22 protein-coding genes are annotated in these 21251 nt (G+C 45.2%); 7 read left to right on the top strand and 15 right to left on the bottom strand.

Annotation, left to right across the window (positions count from 1 at the left end):
• The first annotated feature begins 229 nt into the window (after positions 1-229).
• Together QUB04_RS08260 and QUB04_RS08255 are read left to right on the top strand one after the other, a co-directional pair.
• Entirely contained in the window at positions 230-1357 is a 1128-nt protein-coding gene (locus QUB04_RS08260) for an FAD-dependent oxidoreductase (RefSeq protein WP_333283240.1), read from the top strand.
• Positions 1358-1408: 51 nt separating this feature from the next.
• A complete protein-coding gene (locus QUB04_RS08255; protein WP_333124331.1) occupies positions 1409-1891 on the top strand; it encodes a hypothetical protein in 483 nt (160 codons plus the stop codon).
• Positions 1892-2095: 204 nt separating this feature from the next.
• Here QUB04_RS08255 and QUB04_RS08250 read toward each other — a convergent pair whose 3' ends face one another.
• The 5 genes from QUB04_RS08250 to QUB04_RS08230 form a co-directional block, all read right to left on the bottom strand.
• Positions 2096-2332: a MafI family immunity protein gene (locus tag QUB04_RS08250; RefSeq protein WP_333283238.1), complete on the bottom strand. Its 237-nt coding sequence runs from the start codon at positions 2330-2332 to the stop codon at positions 2096-2098.
• Positions 2333-2584: 252 nt separating this feature from the next.
• Positions 2585-2785 carry a hypothetical protein gene (locus QUB04_RS08245; protein WP_333144455.1) on the bottom strand — a complete coding sequence of 67 codons (201 nt, stop codon included), beginning with the start codon at positions 2783-2785 and terminating at the stop codon, positions 2585-2587.
• Entirely contained in the window at positions 2782-3081 is a 300-nt protein-coding gene (locus tag QUB04_RS08240) for a BrnT family toxin (RefSeq protein WP_333283236.1), read from the bottom strand. The genes QUB04_RS08245 and QUB04_RS08240 overlap by 4 nt, the downstream gene beginning before the upstream one ends.
• Before the next feature lie 328 nt (positions 3082-3409).
• The gene (locus QUB04_RS08235; protein WP_333283234.1) at positions 3410-3826 is read right to left on the bottom strand and encodes an NUDIX hydrolase; all 417 of its coding nucleotides are present in this window, start codon (positions 3824-3826) and stop codon (positions 3410-3412) included.
• A 386-nt stretch (positions 3827-4212) separates the two neighbouring features.
• A complete protein-coding gene (locus tag QUB04_RS08230) occupies positions 4213-6843 on the bottom strand; it encodes a M1 family metallopeptidase (protein WP_333283232.1) in 2631 nt (876 codons plus the stop codon).
• A gap of 690 nt (positions 6844-7533) precedes the next feature.
• Between QUB04_RS08230 and QUB04_RS08225 the strand changes: the two genes are divergently transcribed.
• Entirely contained in the window at positions 7534-8616 is a 1083-nt protein-coding gene (locus QUB04_RS08225; RefSeq protein ID WP_333283230.1) for a class I fructose-bisphosphate aldolase, read from the top strand.
• 323 nt (positions 8617-8939) lie between these two features.
• A complete protein-coding gene (cas6, locus tag QUB04_RS08220) occupies positions 8940-9821 on the top strand; it encodes a CRISPR-associated endoribonuclease Cas6 (protein ID WP_333283228.1) in 882 nt (293 codons plus the stop codon).
• On the opposite strand, the gene QUB04_RS08215 is transcribed toward cas6, so the two are convergent.
• Together QUB04_RS08215 and QUB04_RS08210 are read right to left on the bottom strand one after the other, a co-directional pair.
• Positions 9822-10148 carry an antibiotic biosynthesis monooxygenase gene (locus QUB04_RS08215; RefSeq protein ID WP_333107428.1) on the bottom strand — a complete coding sequence of 109 codons (327 nt, stop codon included), beginning with the start codon at positions 10146-10148 and terminating at the stop codon, positions 9822-9824.
• Between the two features lie 123 nt (positions 10149-10271).
• Positions 10272-11279 (bottom strand): Rpn family recombination-promoting nuclease/putative transposase, encoded by a 1008-nt coding sequence (locus tag QUB04_RS08210; RefSeq protein WP_333283226.1) that lies wholly within the window; start codon positions 11277-11279, stop codon positions 10272-10274.
• A gap of 170 nt (positions 11280-11449) precedes the next feature.
• On the opposite strand from QUB04_RS08210, the gene QUB04_RS08205 reads away from it, so the two are divergent.
• Both QUB04_RS08205 and QUB04_RS08200 read left to right on the top strand, forming a co-directional pair.
• Positions 11450-11917, top strand: a complete 468-nt coding sequence (locus QUB04_RS08205) for a response regulator (protein ID WP_333283224.1) — start codon at positions 11450-11452, stop codon at positions 11915-11917.
• Between the two features lie 100 nt (positions 11918-12017).
• A complete protein-coding gene (locus QUB04_RS08200) occupies positions 12018-12311 on the top strand; it encodes a DUF2103 domain-containing protein (RefSeq protein ID WP_333283222.1) in 294 nt (97 codons plus the stop codon).
• Here the strand turns inward: QUB04_RS08200 and QUB04_RS08195 are convergent.
• The 8 genes from QUB04_RS08195 to QUB04_RS08160 all read right to left on the bottom strand — a co-directional run bounded on the left by QUB04_RS08195 (position 12300) and on the right by QUB04_RS08160 (position 20451).
• Positions 12300-12926 (bottom strand): HEAT repeat domain-containing protein, encoded by a 627-nt coding sequence (locus QUB04_RS08195; protein WP_333144465.1) that lies wholly within the window; start codon positions 12924-12926, stop codon positions 12300-12302. The genes QUB04_RS08200 and QUB04_RS08195 overlap by 12 nt on opposite strands.
• A gap of 174 nt (positions 12927-13100) precedes the next feature.
• Positions 13101-15032 carry a hypothetical protein gene (locus QUB04_RS08190; RefSeq protein WP_333283219.1) on the bottom strand — a complete coding sequence of 644 codons (1932 nt, stop codon included), beginning with the start codon at positions 15030-15032 and terminating at the stop codon, positions 13101-13103.
• Positions 15033-15707: 675 nt separating this feature from the next.
• Positions 15708-16541 (bottom strand): HEAT repeat domain-containing protein, encoded by an 834-nt coding sequence (locus tag QUB04_RS08185; RefSeq protein WP_333283217.1) that lies wholly within the window; start codon positions 16539-16541, stop codon positions 15708-15710.
• 242 nt (positions 16542-16783) lie between these two features.
• Positions 16784-17068 (bottom strand): phycobilisome linker polypeptide, encoded by a 285-nt coding sequence (locus tag QUB04_RS08180; RefSeq protein ID WP_333146098.1) that lies wholly within the window; start codon positions 17066-17068, stop codon positions 16784-16786.
• A gap of 246 nt (positions 17069-17314) precedes the next feature.
• Positions 17315-18184, bottom strand: coding sequence for a phycobilisome linker polypeptide (locus QUB04_RS08175; protein WP_333146100.1), 870 nt, complete (start codon positions 18182-18184; stop codon positions 17315-17317).
• A gap of 193 nt (positions 18185-18377) precedes the next feature.
• The gene (locus QUB04_RS08170) at positions 18378-19193 is read right to left on the bottom strand and encodes a phycobilisome linker polypeptide (RefSeq protein ID WP_333283216.1); all 816 of its coding nucleotides are present in this window, start codon (positions 19191-19193) and stop codon (positions 18378-18380) included.
• Positions 19194-19341: 148 nt separating this feature from the next.
• Positions 19342-19830, bottom strand: a complete 489-nt coding sequence (gene cpcA / locus QUB04_RS08165; RefSeq protein ID WP_006631256.1) for a phycocyanin subunit alpha — start codon at positions 19828-19830, stop codon at positions 19342-19344.
• 102 nt (positions 19831-19932) lie between these two features.
• Entirely contained in the window at positions 19933-20451 is a 519-nt protein-coding gene (locus QUB04_RS08160; RefSeq protein ID WP_333283214.1) for a phycocyanin subunit beta, read from the bottom strand.
• 286 nt (positions 20452-20737) lie between these two features.
• On the opposite strand from QUB04_RS08160, the gene QUB04_RS08155 reads away from it, so the two are divergent.
• Positions 20738-20977, top strand: coding sequence for a hypothetical protein (locus QUB04_RS08155; RefSeq protein WP_333283212.1), 240 nt, complete (start codon positions 20738-20740; stop codon positions 20975-20977).
• Positions 20978-21251 lie beyond the last annotated feature (274 nt).

Here is a 21251-nt window from a genome sequence, read left to right as displayed (position 1 = left end):
TCTTGTGGGGCGTATCATTGTCAAAAACAGGCAAGATGCCTGTTCCACAAAGAAAGAATTAGTTTTCTTGTGGGGCGTATCATTGTCAAGAACAGGCAAGATGCCTGTTCCACAAAGAAAGAATCAGTTTTCTTGTGGGACGGGCATCTTGCCCGTCCAAAAAAGGTTTATATGGACAAAACCTAGGAAGCAGTTAATCTAAAATCTAAAATCTAAAATCTAAAATTGAATGGTTCGTGTTGCAATTATTGGTTGCGGTATTGTTGGGGCTTCGATCGCCTTTGAACTAAGTCAATTTCCCGAACTGAAAGTTACTGTGTTCGACAAACAGCCGCCGGCACAAGGTTCTACTGGCGCTGCACTCGGTGTTTTGATGGGAGTTATCAGCCACAAAACTAAGGGCAGAAATTGGCAGTTGAGGGAAACCAGCCTTCAGCGCTACGAGACTTTGATTCCTGAATTGGAAGCAGTTACGGGGCGAAAAATTCCTTTTAACAAACAGGGAATTTTAATGCTTTGTTCGGAGGGAGAGGATTTAAGTAAGTGGGAAAAATTGATAGCCACTCGCGACTCTCAAGGTTGGCAATTGGAACTTTGGGATCGGGAACGAGTGCGATCTTGCTGCCCTCATCTCTATTTAAACGATCAGATTATTGCTGCGATTTATTCCCCTCAAGACCGGCAAGTCGATCCGACGGCGCTAACTTTGGCTTTGGTTGAGGCTGCTAAACTCAAAGGAGTTAATTTTGAGTTTGGAGTGGAAGTTCAAGGCATTACTGAGTTGAATTCTCAGGTGTCTGAGATTCAACTCGCATCTTCCATTGCTGTCAATAAGTCTTGTGGAACAGGCATCTTGCCTGTTGCTGAAAATTTCGATCGCCTAATTGTGTGCGCTGGTTTGGGATCGGCTGCTGTGACTGCATCGTTAAATCAGTTGGTTGACATTCGCCCGGTGTTGGGACAAGCGCTGCATTTGCGGACGCCCACTCCTGTAGGAAACCCAGATTTTAGCCCGGTAATTACTTGCGATGACGTTCACATTGTGCCTTTGGGCGATCGGGAATTTTGGGTGGGGGCGACGGTGGAGTTTTCCGAAAATGGCGGGGCAATTCCGGCGAATGCTGATATGTTGGCGCAAGTGATCGCGAGGGCGAGCTCCCTTTGTCCGGCCTTAGCATTCGCCTCAATCATCAGGAAATGGTCAGGATTGCGCCCGCGGCCGGAAGGGCGACCGGCCCCAATTATCGAGATGCTTCCCGGTAACGAGCGCGTTCTCATCGCCAGCGGCCACTATCGCAACGGTGTTCTGCTGGCCCCTGCAACAGCGCGATCGATTCGAGAAATGATTTTGCAATAATTAACAAATGTTAATATAATCAAGATAGCAATTCATATCTTACATCTAAATATGTCCGACAAACCTTTAGGTAAACCCCGCTCTTTGTGGCGAGTAATTTTGCTGTCGGCAGTCAGCTTGCTGCTATATTACGGATGGTACAAATGGATTATTCAAGAAGAATTGCGTCGCTATAACGGCAGCGGTTGGTCGGGAACTCTTTGCTTGCTTCCTTTTGTTTTAGGAGTAGCCGTCCCCCAAGCTTTGCGGATATTCGACCCTGACGTTCCCGGATGGTTTGGTTGGTTTTCCTTGCTGGGTATTGCTTGGATTTACATCGTGCAGTTCAAACTTTACAACACTGTTAATGAATTGTACCGCCAAGAAGGAATCAAAGAACCGCTAACAGTTTGGTGGATTTTTGTACCCGGTTTAAATTTAGTTGTCGGCTTACGGCAAATTCACTTTTTGAGCCAGTTTTGGGCGAGAAAACAGGGAATTGAAGTTAAGGATAACTTAGCCGAAAGTATTCCTTTTCTGTCAGCTAACGCTTAATCTGTATTAAGGCCTATGGACTTGTTGCTGCAATTTCTGTGGGATTTGCAGCGATCGCATCTATAGCGGTTCTCAAGCGTGGTGAGGTATGGGGGCTTTGTCCTATGCCTATGCCCTATGCCCTATGCCCTATGCCCTATGCCCTATGCCCTATGCCCGCGAGAGCACCTCATGTTATTGAGAAAGGCTATACATATTCTATTCTCAAAGAGTTACGTGGACTTTTAACATCTCCCAAGTTTCCCGTTCCATGTTCAAGATATTGCCCACTTCTTGCCAAAGTTCATAAACCTTTAAATTTATGGGAATTTCTTCTTCAATGAGAATATCGCACAAAGTCTCTAACCCCAGATTCCACTCGCCCGCCTGAATATCTGAAACCATAAATTCTATTTGAGTGTCTGACAGTTGTGGTTTCACGATGTTAATGACCGAAAGCATCCAGGATACCCGCCACGTGATTCATCCGTCCAGAAATAAAAAACCTGTATCCGATGAAACTTGCCCCCCGAATTGATCCGTGGGGTCAAGGCTTCAATCTAAAATCTAAGATCTAAAATCTAAAATCGATTGACTTCATGGAGTTTACTTTCTACAAGTTTATAGTCAAACATGATCCTATCTCCTTCTGGGAGCGATCGCGATCGGGCATTATGAGCCAAGCCGCTTGAGAAAAGGAACCGGGTTTCTCACCTACTCAATACTTTGAATTAGTTTAATGTTATTTCTCAGCCATTCATTGACCAAAACTTGAACCTCAATCTTTTTATGCTCAGCAATTTTAGTCACAAATTCCTCGACATCTGGTTCGAGATAAATGGGATAATGAAACGTAGCATCAGGATGGTAAAACTTGCCTTGCTCTGATGAAGAAAAGTCATACTCTGATTTCATAATTTCCTCTCTTGATAAGCTTGGGTTTCAGTCAAATTAGCTTTGCGGGCTGAAATTATCCGAATTATACAGGAGGTGCGATCGGTTTGTTCAAAGGTATGGATGACAACCCTTAAAGTTCCTGTTTCATCTAAGCCTATGGTAATCCATCTATCTTCATCTTGACTGTGTTCTTCATCATATATTGTTAATTGAGAACGATCGCGGAAAACAGTTGATGCCAAACGAAAATTTAATTGATGCTTGCGAATATTTTGCTTTTCTTTGGCTGGATTCCAATCAAAGTTATAATCCAAGGCAATTTATTATGGTAAACGAAGCTGCAATTAAATTATAACATAAATTATGAGTTAATGACTTCATGGAGTTTACTGCCAACAAGTTTGTAGCCAAACATGAGTTTATCTCCTTTTGAACTCGATCGCGATCGGGCCTTATGAGCCAAGCCACTTGAGAAACGTATAGCGGAATCTTGTCTGGCGACTTAAATCCTGGTAAGTGACTCCTGTAATCGCGCACATTTTAATCTTAACATTGCTGAACTTTGACTGCACTTCCGATTCCAGCTTGTCGAGAAGTCTTAGATACCCGACTTTGTGAATAAGTCGGATATCTGGGTATTGTTCACCAGAACCTATTAGGCAAATCGGCTAAAATGAGTTTGAGTTCCGGTTCATTAACCCGCTTAATTGCTTTAGGAATACTTACCCACTGCCGCTTTCTTTTGCTAGCTTCGGGCCAAATTTCCAGAACTGCTTGCACTTCCATTAAAAATACTCCTACCAGCCAAGTACAGCCGGACTTTTGATACTCGTAAGTTCCTAGCAAATCCGGGAACACTTTACCCAACAAACCTGCTTCTTCCCAAGCTTCCTTGGCGGCGGAATCTTGGGGAGTCATGTCAGGTTCAATTAATCCTTTGGGAATCACCCAGCGCTTGCTAGCCGAAGAAGTAATCAGCATTACTTCAATTTGTCCGTCTTGAATACGATAGGGAATTACCCCCGATTGCTCTATCAATACAGCGGTTTTTATACTCATGATTTCTGCAATATTTCTGGGTGAAAAAGATGCTATAGCCTTTCTCAGTAACATGAGGTACCCGACGTGCATAGGGCATTGGGCATTGGGCATTGGGCATTGGGCATTGGGCATACCTCACCACGCTTGAGAACCGCTATACTACTTCATCAAAGGTTTACAAATTTAAAAAAAATTGCATTCTGATTCTCTATAATTCCTCAGTTGAGACAACAAAGTCGAGAATAAAGATATTTGGTTTTTCCCCTCTGTGGAAAATAGGAAATTCCCCTGCACTCCCACTGAACAATAATATTATTATAACTGCGCGAAATCCTCTACCGAAAAGCAGATAAAAGCCGATCGCCAATATCTGCCTTTATCTGCGCCGGTATGGGGTTTTACACCTAATCTTTCTTCGCCTTAGCCTCCAAATTTTCCATCCGACTCCTCAAATCTTGATTCTCCTTTTTCACCTGGTCTAATTCCTCCCGCAACTGCTTTACCGCTGCATCAGAACCAGCATTTTTCTGCACTCTTTGCACAGCTTCATCAGCCATGCGGCGGACGCGGCCATCGGGAGTTTGATCAGCTAAAGAACGCAAAATGCGAATTGCTTTGCGAGTTTGCATTTGTCCTAATCCCACTACTACAGAGACTTGAGTCAAGAAAAACGTCTCTTTAGATAATTCTGCCAATCGCTGCAAAATCCGTTCTAAATTGACCTTCGTTTGACCACTCGAAATTGTACCCAAAGCCCGAATTGCAGCCAAGCGCAAAGCTTGCGGAGTACCGGCGGCTGTGTATTTCAATATTAAATTCAGCGCATCTTCAGAAGTTTTCATCTGCGCCAAACCGGAGATCGCACCCGATCGCACTACCTCATTCCACCCCTGACGTTCTTTCAGCACCAATTTTAACTCTTTCAGTACCTGTTCGTCGGTCGGTTTTTCGTCGGGGTTAGCCGCTGCAATTGAGCCCATAGCACTCGCTGCGGCGGCTTCTACATAATAGCTGTCGTCGCCTTTTTCGACGATCGATCTCAGCGCTTTATAAGTTTCGTGAGTTTGGATTTTACCCAGCGCATTCACCACAGCGCGACGAACACGAGCATCTTTATCTTTTAAACCACTTACTAAACCTTCAAAAACTTGGTCGAGTTTAATTTCAACTAACTGGCCGGCAACTTCTGCCCGTACTGCCCAGAACGGCTCTTTCTTGAGAACATCTGACAGCGTTTTCACCGCTTCCAGCCCTCCCTTCTTCGCCAAAGCTTGGGCAGCGTAAATCCGCGAAACCGGGTCTGGATCGAACTGCAACTGAGCTTTTAGTTCCGCAATTCCATACTCTAAAACAACAGTCTTTAAGTATTTATTGCCGACATCAAAACTGATAAATGCAGGCTTCTCTTCGAGAGGGAAATAGAAGCTTTGCTCGCGCTCATGCACTCGGACTGTGAAAGTTTTTAGGTTCGGAGTTGAACGTGCCCAACTGTCATCGTCTGCTTCTTTTTCCGGCTTGTAACCGAACCCGATCGGAATTTTTAGGTCAAAGACATCTTTGCTGTTGCCGTTGCCATTTTTGCTGTCTTTTACCTGAGTTTGTGTTACAGTCACTTTTGCTAATTTGCTGTCACCATCCCAGGAATAAGCAACCTTATAATCTGGATGGCCGCCACGATAAACGTACTGGTCAAACAAAAACATGAGATTGCGACCGGTAGCCTTTTCTATCGCCCTGAGCAAATCGATCGTTTCTACAGTTTTGTGAGCGTTATCCCGCACAAAAGTGTGAATTGCTTTGTAAAATAATTCGTCACCTAACTCGGCGCGAATCATGTGATAAACGCAAGCGCCTTTTTCGTACAAATGGCGATCGTACAATTCAATGGCTTCGCGGTAAACGTGAGTAACCATCGGTCGGCGGTAGCGGGAACTGTCTTCTGCTAAATAACTGCGGGCTTCATTTAACATATAGTAAGCCGCGTCTTCTTTGCCATATTCTTTATCAGTCCACAGCACCTCGGAATAAGAAGCCATGCCTTCTTTCAGCCAAGCGTGGGACCAATGTTTAATTACTACTAAATCGCCGAACCATTGGTGAGCCAATTCGTGGGCGACTAAGCTTTCAGTACCTCGATTGTCGAGGGCGGCGCGTTCGTCTAGCAAGCACCTATCTGTTAGCAAAGTTGTCGAAGTATTTTCCATACCGCCGAAGATGAAATCATCGACGCAGACTTGAGCGTATTTGGGAAAAGGGTAAGGATAGCCAAATGCTTCCGAGAAGAATTCAATCATTTGAGGCGTTTTGCCCATGCTGCGCTTAGCGTCTGCTTCGCGGCTTCTTTCCACGTAATAATTAACTGGTTTGCCGTTCCATTCGTCTTTAATTTCGGCAAAATCTCCGACTGCTAAGGTCATTAAGTACGTCGGGTGTACCTGGGTTTGCGACCAGTGATAAATTTTCTCGTCTCCGTCGTTTTTTGTGCTAATTAATTCACCGTTGGAGATGGCAAAAAGTTGTCTGGGAACTCGCACTCTAATTTCCGAAGTTGCCAACTGTCCGGGATAGTCGAAACAGGGAAACCAGAAGCGGGAATCTTCGTCTTCGCCTTGAGTCCAAACTTGTGTTGGTTTGTCTGGATAGTTTTTGTCCGGGCCGACGAAATAAAGGCCGCGTTGGGGTTTTTCGACCGAGTAGTCGATCGCAATAGTAATTGGTTGGTAAGCTTCTGTTGGTTCGTGCAGTTGAATTTGCAGCACTTCGCCGTCGCTGTCGAAATTTTGCTCGGTTTCGCCAACTTTTACCGATTCAATGTTCAAGTTTACCGCATCTAAGGTTAATTTGTCAATACCGCTGCGGACTGGATTGATGCGGATGCTGCAAGTGCCGCGAAAGCTTTGTTTGGGAATATTCAGCACTAAGTCGAGGAAAATGTGCTCTACTTGACCGGGGCGATCCGGGTTGTAATGCGGCCGAGCACCGGGCATCTCGAAGGATTTGTGAGCGTTTTCAGAATCGAAGTAAGTATTTGACATTGTGATGGCAAAGTTGTGAGTCGAGCGGCGATCGCTGGCAGCGCCGATCCGGCTGAACTGCCAGCTTATTATAGAGTAGCGCGTCCTAGCTGCTGTTGTCGCTAAATTGTTAAAAACTGGGTCTATCGTTGAGGGGATGGAAAAAATGATTTTTTCGTTACAATATCAGCAAGGTTAATGTCTGCAATCATCAGCCTGCAATTGAAATTGAGAGGGAAATCTGCGTCAGTAACTCAACCCTAAAGGGATTGAGCTTGTAAGAGAAATTCTTGCAAGCTGTACTGACCAGCCTAAGTCTTAATTGACTACGTTTTTTGAGTCACGACACCCCGGAATGCGTAGCTAGTTCCTTGCTCTGTCATCTGCAATTAAACAGTTTTAAAGTCACTGAAACAGTGTTGCAGGTCGAAAAAGCTCTTAAAACATTGACCGACAAGCTAACATTACCCCGAAAGGGAGGCTCAATTGAGCGAACCATTATGCGTACAGGGTTGGGAAGTTTGAGATGGTAATTGTCCCATCGAAAGTGCATTACAAAAGTACACCAAATTGAACAACTCCAAGGCGGTAATGGGTAAAGAAAGATTCAATGCGGTTGAAACCGCTTGTGTGATCCACGCTCGCGTAGCCGAAGTGTCATTGTCCTCTCAGGGCTAAAGCCACTGAGTTTCGCACTTACTGAGATTCTTTATGACAGCTACACTATCAGTTCCCAGTTCCATCGAGTCTTGGCTTGGCGACGAAGCCGAAGACTTGCTCACCCATGAAGCAAAAGTTTCTAAAGATTTTTTGCACCTGCCGGGCCCGGATTGGGTCGATCGCATTTTTGCTCAAACCGATCGATCTCCTCAAGTTTTGCGATCGCTTCAGCAACTCTATTCTAGCGGACGCTTGGCAAATACCGGCTATTTATCCATCCTGCCAGTAGACCAAGGAATCGAACACTCAGCGGCCGCTTCTTTTGCACCAAATCCCATTTATTTTGACAGCGAAAACATCATCAAACTAGCAATCTCTGCAGGCTGCAATGCTGTCGCGACAACGCTGGGAGTTTTGGGAAGCGTATCTCGCAAGTACGCGCACAAAATCCCTTTTATTGTCAAGCTCAATCACAACGAGTTGCTGACTTATCCCAATCAATACGACCAAATAATGTTTGCTTCTGTCGAACAAGCTTGGAATTTGGGAGCAGTTGCAGTCGGAGCAACAATTTATTTTGGTTCCCCGGAATCGACGCGACAAATCCAAGAAGTCAGTCAAGCTTTTGCACAGGCTCACGAATACGGAATGGCGACAATTCTGTGGTGCTACCTCCGCAACGATATCTTTAAACAAGACAAAGATTATCACGTTGCAGCCGATTTAACCGGGCAAGCAAATCACTTGGGAGTGACAATTCAAGCTGACATTATCAAGCAAAAATTGCCCGAATGCAACAACGGCTATGCAGCAGTTGCTAAAGCTAGCGGTCACAGTTACGGCAAAACCGACAAGCGCGTTTATTCGGATTTAACAACGGATCACCCGATCGATCTAACTCGCTATCAAGTCCTCAACTGTTATGCGGGAAGGATGGGTTTAATTAACTCCGGCGGTGCTTCCGGGAAAAGCGATTTTGCAGAAGCAATTCGCACGGCGGTAATCAACAAGCGCGCTGGCGGCTGCGGCTTAATTTCCGGTCGCAAAACTTTTCAGCGTCCTTTTGAAGAAGGCGTAAAATTGTTCAACGCCATTCAAGATGTTTATTTGTCGCCTGAAATCTCGATCGCCTAAAAATTTACCGCACTCAATATCACCACCTAAACCTAGCGTGCACCTTACGCACAAATTCCCCTAAACGTAGGGTGCACACTCTGCACCTTACGTGATTAAAATTCCTTAATCTGGCGTTGCAACTTAGCTGTAATATTAATACTAGCTGAACATATATATAGCGGTTCTCAAGCGTGGTGAGGTATGGGGTGAGTCCTATGCCCTATGTCCTATGCCCTATGCCCTATGCCCTATGCCCTATGCCCTATGCCCTATGCCCTATGCCCGCGTGAGCACCTCATGTTACTGAGAAAGGCTATACAGACACAGTATATAATTTAAAAATGCCCCACAGCCTTGTTTTAAACCTGCGGCCAGTTGCACCAATTCCATCCCAGTTTTTAACGGGGCGGCATCTCCACGCTTTATTTTTGAACCTTGTGAGTGCTGTAGACAGCGATTTGAGCGCGTACCTGCACGACCAATCTCATGAAAAAGCTTTCACTTTAAGCCCTTTTCAAGTAAGCAGAAAAGAGGCTTACAAAAGTACCACGCCCCAGCCACAAAAGAGAGTTTTTCCTCCGGCTTCCCGCACAATATCTCCGGCTGTACAGTGGGAACACAAGCAAGCAATTCAGGAAAATACGCCGATTTGGTGGCGAATTTCTCTGCTGGATGACGGTTTGTTCGATCGCCTAACTCAACTTTGGCAGCAACTTAATTTCGCTCGCCCTTGGCATCTCGGCCCGACAAATATATACATTACTAATATTTTGAGCGAACCGCAATCAAACCAGCCGTGGGTAAACTTTTGTACTTACGCCGAATTGTTCGAGAGAGCTTCGGAAACTGAGCGCCAAATTGCTTTTACTTTTTGCACTCCTACTAATTTTCGGCAAGGTGTATACGATAGTGCTATGCCCACTCGTGAGAGTATTTTTGGCAGTTTAGCTAATCGCTGGAACAAGTACAGCCGGATTGCGATCGAACCTACTTTCACAGAAGCTATTTTTCCCAGTTTCTTCGATATCAGAACAGAAGTTAGTACGGATTCTCGCAGTAAATTTATTGGCTGCGTCGGCGATATTAGTTACCGAATTATGGGAGATATAGCTCCTGCTACTATCAAGCAAATTAACACTTTAGCAGATTTTGCGATTTATAGCGGAGTCGGGCGAAAGACGCCGATGGGAATGGGAATGACGCGCCGGTTGCATGATTTTTAATTATTCACCTTTGGGCTGAATTTCACTGACTATTTCATAAACATCAGTGTCTGGTATTTTCGCAAACAAAGGCGCCATCTGCTTCAATATTTCCTGATAAGCTTCGCTTTGATTGGCTGCCATATCTTCTACGCTTTCCCAAAAAATGATGGCAATACCTTTGTCTGTATTGGGCAATTGCAGCAGGTATGCTCCCTTAAAACCTGTGGCATAAGTTGCAACGGCTTTTTCAAAAAGTTGTTCTGCAGCTTCAAATTTTCCGGGTTTAAATTCGCCAATGGCAACGTAGGCAAACTGATGTCGGAGAAAGTCGAGAAATTCTGACATATCTTTTTCCTCACTTAATAGCGATACACTAAGTTATATTTTACCCGATCGCCCGAAATTTGTGAATATCGCTGTTTATAAGTAGATCGACCTAAAAAAACCTCACAGCGATCGCTCTCTCTCTTATTCTGCTCTATCCAACCAAACCATTAAATCGGATAAACTAGAAAATCCGACTACCTCCTCTACCAAACTCTCTAATTGCTCAACCGATAATTCCCCAATCCGCGAAACTACATCGGGATTAACTGCTCCTAGCCGTCGCTCCAGCAGACGCAGAATTAATGCTCTTTGACCTGCTCTAATCCCTTCTTGAATCCCTTCTTGACGGCCAGCTTGAATCCCTTCTTGCATCGCTTGAATCCTAGCTGGCTCCAAAGCTCGCTCCAAAGCTGGCTCCAAAGCTCGCTCCAGACCTTCTTCTACGCCCCTAGTAATTATTCCCCGCTGTTCTTCGATCGCCATTTCTTGGGCTTCCATATCCTCGAACTCTTTCAAGCTTAAGTTAGCCTCATTGGCAATTTGAAAAGCTTTTTCTAGTTCTGGAACTGTTTCCATTGTGGCTGGGATTGTTTCTAGATCGGGAGTATTTTTCAGAAAATAAATCCATTTATCTGTCAAACTTGTGAGTTCATCTAACTCTTTTTTGAACTTCGGCAACTCGACAAAAAACATTTCTACTTGGAGATGGGGATAATCAAATAGTTTCTCTTTTTCTTTGAAAACGAAATGAGAAATAACATCAGGTTGTTCTTTAAACATTTCAAAATCAGTAATCGTCAAAGCAATTACTGGTTGTAATCTAGGATAACCTTCTCTAATTTTGAGTTGGTTGGCATAGGTTTTGGCTAAGTTGTAGATGACTCGTTTTTCAAAAGCGGCTACATTCAGAACTTGCATTTCAATAATTACCGTCTTGTTGCCGGTAATTCGAGCTTTGACATCCAAATAACTATCTTTGAGTCCGCTAACGGTAGCAGCCGAGTAAGGGTCAATAATTTGCAAGTCTTGGATGATTGGCTCACCGGCGTAAATTAGAGCATTTAAGAAGCTGATGAGGATGTCTTGGCTGTCGGTAGAACCAAAGATTTTTTTGAAGGCAAAGTCTGTTTTAGGGCTGATAAATTTCATGATATTTTTCCTAATCTGTTTTATTGATTTATGAAAGATTTTGATGAAGCGCGCTCGCTTCGGGGCTGCGAAAACTGGGTCGCTGCAATAGCCCACTTGAATTTATGAAAATACGGGTGATATAAATTTAACATACAAGTAAAAATAAAACCAACATAAAAGTAACAGAAATGACCAAAATATTAGTAATTGAAGACAATAACTTAATTCGAGAAATGGTATTAGAACTTCTGGCATCGCGCGGTTTTGAAGCTGTAGGCGCTGAAAATGGAAAAGTTGGTATCCAGTTAGCTGCCCAAATTCCCGATTTAATTTTGTCTGATGTCATGATGCCGGAACTAAACGGTTTTGAAGTATTCGCAGCCGTGCGATCGCACCCTGCAACTGCCAGCATTCCGTTTATTTTTATGACAGCCTCGGAGATGGAAAAAGTCCTGGAACTCAAAGCAGACGGCTATCTCCAGAAACCTTGCAGCGCCACAGAAATGCTCGCGGCGATCGCCACTCAACTAGAAAAACCGACAGTTAGCAACCCACAACATCAAAAAGTACAGGACAATTCTGTGCCATCAAATCTCAGCTTGCGCGCCAGCAATCAAAAATCTCGGTTTGAGATTGCCTCGGTTTGCTCGCAATGACACGCACAGTAACGTTATGGATACATAAGTTGAGAGAATTTCAAATTGGTTCCCCCCAGGGGTGGCTTAGACTGGGTATGTTGAATTTGGTTAAATATTTATGAACGCACAACCCAAAGGCCGCCTTGTTTGGAACCACTCTACCCACCTTCCCGGTTTGATACCAATTTTAGAGCGCCTCACCCTAAAAATGGGCATTCAAACAGTCACTCCTGGGGTCATCAACAAAGTTAAAGGACACATCCCCCGCATGACATTAAGAGTGTCAGTACCCATCCGCGGGGGATTTAAAATCATCGCCAGACAAGGCAAAACCGTACAAGAAGTCTTTATATTAACCACTCTCAGTCAAGGGGACTTGGAAGAGATGATCGCCCAAACCCTAGCCAAGTGACAATATTTTCTTAGCAAGCAAAGCCCGAGCCTTAACTGAAGTAGTTTCATCGCTTTGGGTGATTTCCTCAAGTCTGGCCGAAACTTCCGCTAACCAATCCGGTTTAACAGTCGCAGCACCCGCCAAAGCTTGCAAACCCCCCGCTGCTGCGTAGCGAACCACCCATTCTGGATCTCGGGACGCTTGCAGTAGCGTTTTCACAGCGCGAAGTTGAGCATCTGCAATTTGTTCTGCCGGCATCAATTCCCAGCAAATCGTCCCCAAACCCCTAACCGCCGCCCGCCGCACGCTCAAAGCAAAGTCATTCGCCGCTGCATCAAGCAAAATCTCCAAACCCCTGGGGTCGCCAATTCCCGCCAAAGCCCGAACAGCCCAAGCTCTCGCCCCGTAATTGTAGCCGTCAAGCTGTTCTAGAAGCGGCAGCACCGCAGCTTCTCCGAGTTGAATCAGCCCGTCAACGGCGGCAACAGCGGCGCCTGGGTTGTTGTAACCGAGGACTGTAATTAAGGTAGGAATTGCTTGTTTTGAGGAAGCTGCCGCCAGTGCTTTGACTGCGTTTAACAAGCCTTCGGAAGAATCTGCTTGTTCGACAGCCTGAATTAGTTCTAATGCCATTTATTTGTAAGCTTTACCGTGACTATTGTAATTGTAGGTTGGGTCGATCGCGCGATCGAACTTTTTGCAGCGTGGGTGAGGCGCGGCGATTAACTTGAAAAGCTTACCCTGCTCGAAGTAGGACTGTCTTGGTTAAAGAGTCGAATCGGCAAAAAACTCGACTCGATACCCCCGCTAGGAATTCTTGCGCTGTGCATCCTCACCGCCTTGGCGCTTCCTATAAGACTTAGCCCAAGCATACCGCTGCGGATTTTTTTTCAGCAGATATTCCACAACTTCCCGACGCTTATTCTCATCCTTAGTATTTTTGACAACCTGCTTGAGTTCGGAATCTATATCTTCTGATTTAGCACCGCGTTTAATTGCCTCGTTAAACCAACGCTCACCCTCGGAAAATTGACTCCGCTCAAAACAAATAGCTCCCATCAAAGTGTAAGGATGATGACTCTGAGGCTGATACTCAATAGCTTTGAGCGCGCACTTTTGTGCATCATCTAATTTATCAACATCTCGAAAAGCACCGCCCCTCGTTGTTAGCAAAGCTGACTTGAGCTTATTTTCTTTGATTTGGTCGAAGTCCAGATTTTCTGTCACCTTCAATGCACTTTCCGGTTCATCTGCCTTGCGCCAATGACTGCTGGCGTTGGGCAAGTTCCATTTATCTCCAGTGCGCTCATATTCCCGATCGTAGAAAAGCGCTTCCAGCCTGTGGTAAGCCATAGCAATCTTTCCATGACTAGCTAAAAGTCCCTGTTGTATTAACTGAACAACTAACACAGGATCTAGACGCTCTTCTTTCTCCAATTTGACCATGATTGCGTAAAACGGATCGAAAGGGAAATCACGATCTATAATCCGATACTTGACCTTGAGAGCAGCAAATTCCTTTTCTTGGGCAAAAGTAATTACGTCTTCACGTCCATTCTGTTTCAGCCAATCAATATCAGCCTCACTCAACTGCTCTCCCGATTGAATCTTAGACTTCAGACTAGCAGCATATTTGTCAATAGCAAAAGTAATGACATCCTCACGTTCATTCTTTCGTAACTTTTGTAACCAATCAATATCAGCCTCACTTAACTGCTCTCCCGATTGAATCTTAGACTTCAGACTAGCAACATATTTTTTAATAGCAACAGTCATTGTCTCAGTCAGTTTACGCTTTTTCAGAAAGTTAATATCCGGCTCACCTAGCGGATTTTCTAAATCAATTTTTTTGAGAACTTTATACAGATGGCTAGAGAGGGATGAATCCTCATAAGTAGTAGCTTTATACTTAACCTTCAGTTCAGCAAAGTGCCGTGTTTGTTCAATCTCCAAAACAATGTTAAGCGTTTCGCTAAGTTGATACTCTTCTAGCCAGTTAAGTTCTGACTCGCTCAACTGCATATCTGCATCCAGGTTTTTCAGGATTTGATAGAGCGGACTACAGACAGATGTTTCTGGGTATTCACTAGCTTTGTACTTATCCTTGAGTTGGGCAAATTCAGCTTCTCGTACAGCTTTTTGTTGCCAAAAAATTTCTAGAGTATCAACCAGTTGGTTATTGAACAGCCAGTTAGCCTCTACATCACTTAATATTTCTCGTGCATCGAGTTGCTTGAGAATTTGATACAAGGGGCTATCAAGTGAACAATCTGGATATTCAGTTGCTTGGTACTTAGCCTTTAGTGCAGCAAATCGCGCCATATCTTCAGCGATAGCAACTGTTTGAGTCAGCCCCTGTTCTTGGAGATATTTAACTTCTAAATCAGTTAGCTGATTTTCTGAATCAAGTTTCCAAAGGATAGGATACAAAGGACTGGATATGCTTAGCCCTCTGGTTACTTTAAACTTAGACTTGAGTTGAGAAAAGTTAGCATCTAGTTTTCTTCGTTCTTCAGCTTTACGTTGTGGCTGTTGCTCGATAGCTTCTATTGTTTCCAAAAGCTCATGCTCTCGTAACCACTTCCGCTCAAATTTACTAATCTCAAATTCTAAATCAGCTTTTCGCAGAATGAGATACAGAAGACTAGAGGGAGATGAATCTTCATATTTTGTTGCTTGATACTTGGACTTCAGCACTGCAAAATGTTGCACCTGGACTTCAAAAGCGTTGTTGCTCATGGTGAATCCCCCGATTTATACTTCTAGCCGCTACACAACCATCTCCCAGCATTCCGCGATCGCCCGCAGTTAAAACCCAAACTTTTTTAACTGAAAACTCATCCAGATGGTAATATTATTTTAACAGTTCGGTTTCACCAACTACAGCTACAAACCTCAGTATTTTCACTGAAATTTATAATAATTAGTACCTAAAGCCCCCTCCCTCATTCCATCAAATAATCGGTCATAGATTCACGCGGATCAAACCGATAAAATAGTTCTCAACTCCATGAAATACAGATATGCGGTAGGGAAACAGCACGGCGCTCTGTCCTGAAATGTGCTGTCTCCTGAATGTACGGCAGACAATTGAGAATCGCTACAGCAATCCTATTTCATTGGTGAACTAATTTTTTAACTACCAGCCAGGAAGTCCCTCGGTATATTTAGAGGGGACACATCTGAGCGCTGCGCGAAGTACCCCGTTGGGAATTACGCCCGCGTGATGGAAAGAAGCGTCGGATGTCGCGGACGGAAGCCGACAATTATTTCTTTATACCCATTGATAATCTGGAAATACTCTGGTACTGTATTAGTCAGTGGGGGTGGAACTACCTCACTATAAAAAGCATGAGCAAAAAAGGAAATACGAAGCCTGCGTACTAACGGTACTCCGTTGAACGCCTGGTTTGTTCACAGTAAACTATCCATTAAATCCATAACGCGGATAGCTTCATCTGACAAAGATAGAGATTCTTGTTGATTGAGGTGATGCTCCAAAACTCCTTTGAGCGCAATCAATTTCAGGCTATTTTCTGCTAAAGTCTCAGAAATAGCTTGCGCTCCCGGCAAATAGCCGATCGCCCCCAAGTCCATCAAAGCCGATCGCCTCAACTGCAAATTATCCCCATTCAAAGCACTTACCAACCGCTCTCCGTAAACCCGCTCACCAGTTAGCTGATACATCGCCCGCGCCGCAGCGTACTGCACCCGCTCCACAGAATGTTCTAAAAAAGGTGAAATTAGCGGTATTGCTTCTGTCGCTTGCAGGGTTCCCAAAGCTTCAATTACCGAGTCGTAAGGTTGCACGAGGTGCGATTTTCCTGGCACTCGCACAGCCACAGCTACGCCCCCATCCAATAGCTTCATTAGCGGCTCAATAGAATCGCGATAGCCCAGCATTTCTAGAGCTTGAGCGGCCGCTTCTCGCACGTAATAATCAGCGCATTCCAAACAACGAATCAGGGCCGGTAAGGCTTGTTTGTCGCCCAATTTACCCAGAGCCCGCGCCGCATTTCGTAATAGGGAATAGTCGCCGATTTTTGTTTGTTCTGACTCTTCTTCCAATGCGGCAATTAAAGCTGCAATAGCTGCCGGTTCCTTGACTCGAAATCTGCCCACCCACCAAGCAGCATAATACCGGAGACTGTAATCTTGGGAGTGCAAATTTGCGATCGCCTGTTCAACAGTTAAAGACTCGCCCTCAGCTACACCCGCCGGCGCTGAGTCGGATTCGTAATAATCCATAGTGATTAGTTGTTAGTTATTAGTTATTAGTTATTCGGCTATTGAAATCGCTGCTACACAGAAAAAACCTGCAAGGGTTAGGGAAACTGGCCGATTAAAATCGCTACTAAACAGACAAAACCCGCCTGGGCGGGTTACATTAACTCTTAGTCCGCTTGGAGTGGACTTTGTTTGTCTAGGAGCGATTTTCATCGCCCCTTCTAGCTTATCTAGGAGCGATTTTCATCGCCCCTGCAACCAAACTATTGGTGATCGTGCGATGATTCATGGGATGATTCATGCGATGATTCTGCACCCGCGTTTAAAGGATGAATGCTGACAATTTTCCCGCCCATGCGAGTAATCCGCTGCATTTCTTGATTCATCCGATTGTAAGGCACGTTGATAAATGTACTCGCGCTCGATCGAATCGAATAATCCACATTATCTGTTTCATCGCTTTGGCGCAAGCCGACAACTTCATACCGAAAGCAGCGACCAGCCGAAGCTGTATTGCCACTTTTTCCACCTACAATTTGACCCAACATAAGCTTCTTGGTAATTGGTAATTCTGACTGTTGACTGTTGACTGTTGACTGTTGACTGTTGACTAAAAGCTAGTAACTGCCAACTACCAACTGCCAACTGATACCAATTTTTTATGAGGCTGCATAGAATCTGATCCCCCCTAACCCCCCGCCGGAGGGGGGGACAAGATTCTTCTCAAAGTCCCCCTTCTTAAGGGGGATTTAGGGGGATCGAGATATGTGCAACTTCACATTAAATTGGTATGACTAAATTGGAGTAATGCTGGCGATTTTCGCGCCCATGCGTTGAAATTTCTGCATTTGCGAGGACAACTCCTCAACAGGTACGATGAAAGCCTTGCTGCTGCGGCGCACGCTGGGATAGCCGCCCGTGCGAATGCCCGAAACTTCCACGCGCACCAGCCGTCCTTCTTTGCCGTAAGCTGCAGCGCCGCCGAAAGTGCTGCTGGGAGTTACGTTTCTGGCAGAAGGCCGATATGCCCAACCTTCGTTACCGCCAGAAGGCCCAACTACAGCCGTAGCGGTGTTAGTGCCGAGTTCGACAGCTAAGCGAGAGTTATTGCCTTCTAGTTGAGATGTATCGCTGTTTGCATAGCCGCGATACAACCGGAACATCCGGGTAAAACCGACGGTTTTTTGACCACGCTGGGTGTTAAAGCCGCGGTAGTAAGGGACGATACTTTCGCCAAAGTTTTCTTGATACTCTACTGAATCGATGTAAGAATCAATATCAGCGTCGTAGCCTTGTGTTTGGTACAAATCTAAGTGCTCAACTACTTCAGATTCGTCGTAGGGAGCGCGACCGAGCAAGTGTTTGTAGTTTAGTTCGATCGTCCGAGTTTGGAAGCTGTTGTAGAAAAACTTGGTTTTGTACAGTTCTGACTTAGCTACAGCGCGTACAAATTCTCGTACAGTCAAACTGCCGTCCCGCAGCAAAGACTCGGAACTTATAAGTCGCTCGGATTTCATTAAATAGTCGTTGCCCAGCACCTGACGGTAAACCGCACGAATCACAGTTTCAACGTCGTCTTTGGTGTAGTTTGGGCGCAGTTCTACCTTCGGCGCATCGCTCAATGCGGATGTTCCTAGTCTGGACGCTGCTGTTGTAATCGCCACCAGATTTTCTCCTAAATTATTAATGACAAAAGTTTTATGCTTGGTTGCACTTGAAATTTTTAGGACTAAAGATAATATGCCTCAAAGTAGGGTGTACACTGCACACCTTACATATCCACATAAAATTGAAGAATTTTTTAGCCTTAGTCCTAATTTGCTAAAGACGTTTCAAAAAAACGTCAATACACAAACTTTAAGCTGTGGTAATACTTACCACTTTGCCGCCACATTTGTTGATTTGCTGCAAGCGGCTCGAAAGTTGCTCGTAAGGCACGAGATATTCGGTAGTAGTCCGCCGCACTTGGGGCGAAAAATTAGCCGAACCTTGCATTGCGGTGACTCGGTAGAGTTGGCCGCGAGAACCGCCGGAGGTGCCGCCAAGGGCTTTTCCGGTGGAGGCCGTGTATATCGGCGAAGCCATATTTCTCGCTACTTCCCAAGTCAGGCGGGCTTGGGTTTGGTTTTGCGATCGATCGCTAGAAGCAAAACCCCGGTACAGTTGAAACATCCGGTTAAAACCGACGGTTTTTTGACCTCTTTGAGTCGCGAAACCGCGATAGTAAGGCACTATACTTTCGCCAAAATTTTCTTCATACTCAACTGAGTCAATGTAAGAATTGATTTCAGCTTCGTAGCCTTCTGCATTGTACAAATCAACGTGGAAAGCAATTTCCGACTCGTCGTAAGGAGCGCGGCCCAACAAATGCTTGTAATTAAGCTCAATTAACCGCGTTTGCGAGTTCGGATAAAAAAACTTTTTCCGATAAGTTTCGGAATGTGCAATTGACCGCACAAAATCTTTCACTGAAATCTGCCCTTGCAGCAGCAGAGATTCAGCACTGGTAAGTCGTTCGCTCGACATTAAATACTCGTTGCCGAAAACTTGGCTGTAAGCAGCGCGAATTACTGCTTTCGCATCCTCTTGCGTCCAGTGGGGGCGCAGTTCTACCCGTCCCGCTTCTTCAAATGCTTTTATTCCCAACCGTTCTGCTGCACCTAATCCCGCCATTTTCGCTTCTTCCTTTTTTGCTTTAAAAATTGAAAACTGCTTAAAAAAGTATTTGCAAAACTAGGCTTCGATCGCAGATGCCCGGAATTCTAAACAACCGCTAACACTTAAGCTAACAGCAGCTTACAATTCCGGGCATCACGCAAATCTAGCTCAGAGCGTTGATTGCGTAGTCGATGTAGGAATTCGCTTCAGTTGCAGCGTCGCCACTCAGACCGTGGTTGCCTTTGATGTACTTGAGAGCTTCAACGTACCAGCTAGGAGACAATTCAAATGTCCGGTTGATTTCGTCAACACCTGCAATCAGGTACTCGTCCATCGGACCGGTGCCGCCTGCAACTAAGCAGTAGGTTACCATGCGGAGGTAGTAGCCGATGTCGCGAGAGCACTTGGCTTTACCGGTTGGGGTAGAAGCGTAGTTAGGGCCTTGCATTTGTTGTGTGTACGGGAATTTGTTGTACACAGCTTGAGCTGCACCGTCGATCAAGCGCTGAGAGTTGGCGGTCAAAGCCTTGGCTGCTTCCAAACCGGCTGCTGCTTGGCGGAAACGTCCGAAGGCGACTTGCAGTTCAGTGCTGCTCAGGAAACGGCCTTGAGAATCGGCTGCGGTTACTGCTTCAGTCAAAGGGGTTTTCATTGTTCTGGTTTCTCCCTAATGTTGTGTTGTTTTTGTACAAAAATGATTGTTTGCAAAAATGCGATGCTCGCTTCTTTACAAGAAAGGTTCGCTTGGCTATTTTTAGCCGACTGCATTGGCTGCGCGGTCGAAGTAGCTGCCGATTTCAGACATCAGCGAGCTGCAATCACCACGGGTAACACCGTTGGGGTCGTTAGCGATCGCGATCGCTGCTTCTTTCATTTTTTGCACGCCGGCTGCAACTGAGCCACCGGGAACTCCCAGAGCTTGGTATGTTTCACGCAGACCGTTCAAGCAGCGGTCGTCCAAAACGCTGGCGTCGCCTGCAAATGTTGCATAGGTGACGTAGCGCAAAATGATTTCCATATCGCGCAAGCAAGCTGCCATGCGGCGGTTGGTGTACGCATTGCCACCAGGAGCGATCAGTTGAGGCTGTTCGGCGAACAGGGTGCGAGCTGCATTGGCTACGATGCTGGATGCGTTGCCGGTGATGCGGTTTACTGCATCAATCCGCTTGTTAGCGTCGGAAACCATGCTGCTGAGAGCATCTAGTTGACCCGGAGCTAGAAATTCGCCGCGAGCGTCTGATTGGGAAACCACTTTTGTAAATGCGTCAAACATGAAAGAACTCTCCTATTTGAGTTAATTGAGTTTGGTTGCGGTATAAAACCGTTAAGTTAAATTTGTTCAGGCTACGAGTGCCTGCAAGGGTTGAAATTTGATGCCAGCTAATCTGCTGGTCCCATCGATCTCTCCCTTTCCGCTACCTGCACTATTGTTACATTGCAACGGAGGTTTAAGAAACCTTAGAAAATTTTACACCTTTTATGAGATGCGACAAACCTTGTCAATCAGGGTTTTTGTTAACTTTGGCCTGTCGTTTCAACCCTCTGATAATCTTTATACAATGCTCGCCTGCGTTTGTTTATTACAAATTATTACAGAAACTTATCTCTCTAAGAAGGTAAATATTTGGGGTGCAAGTGCGGGCAAATCTCCTTCCGAGGGTAGATGCGCGAAGGTACGCATAAACGAAGAGTTTGCTTCGATCGCCCTGCCGTGGGGGTGGAACCCCCCCGAACCGTCCCGTGGGCCGATCGCCTTTGTTAGCTTTCTGTGGAAAAGCGGGATTGTTAAGAAGTGTTAAGTAAATTAAAGTTTTGGTAATAGAAGGCTGGGGGAATAGGGAAAAAAGCAAAAATTCTGCCCAATGTCAGGAGGCCTGCAAAATTCGGTGTGGGAAAAATCCCCAAGATTGTGAAGCCCCTCGCCAGAGCCTCAGCTTTTGCCGGAAATATCACCATTTGAAGACTAAACTCAGCCGTTGGGCATTGGGTAAAAGCCGAAGAAATTGCTAATTTTTAGTAGTAAGGTGGATAGGTGCTATCAGATACATTTAACCCGGTAAATCCAGGATTGCG

This window comes from Microcoleus sp. D2_18a_B4 (assembly GCF_036702475.1).
Lineage (GTDB): Bacteria > Cyanobacteriota > Cyanobacteriia > Cyanobacteriales > Microcoleaceae > Microcoleus.
The sequence above is the reverse complement of the archived record's forward strand: the minus strand, read 5'-3'. Positions and strand labels throughout refer to the sequence as shown.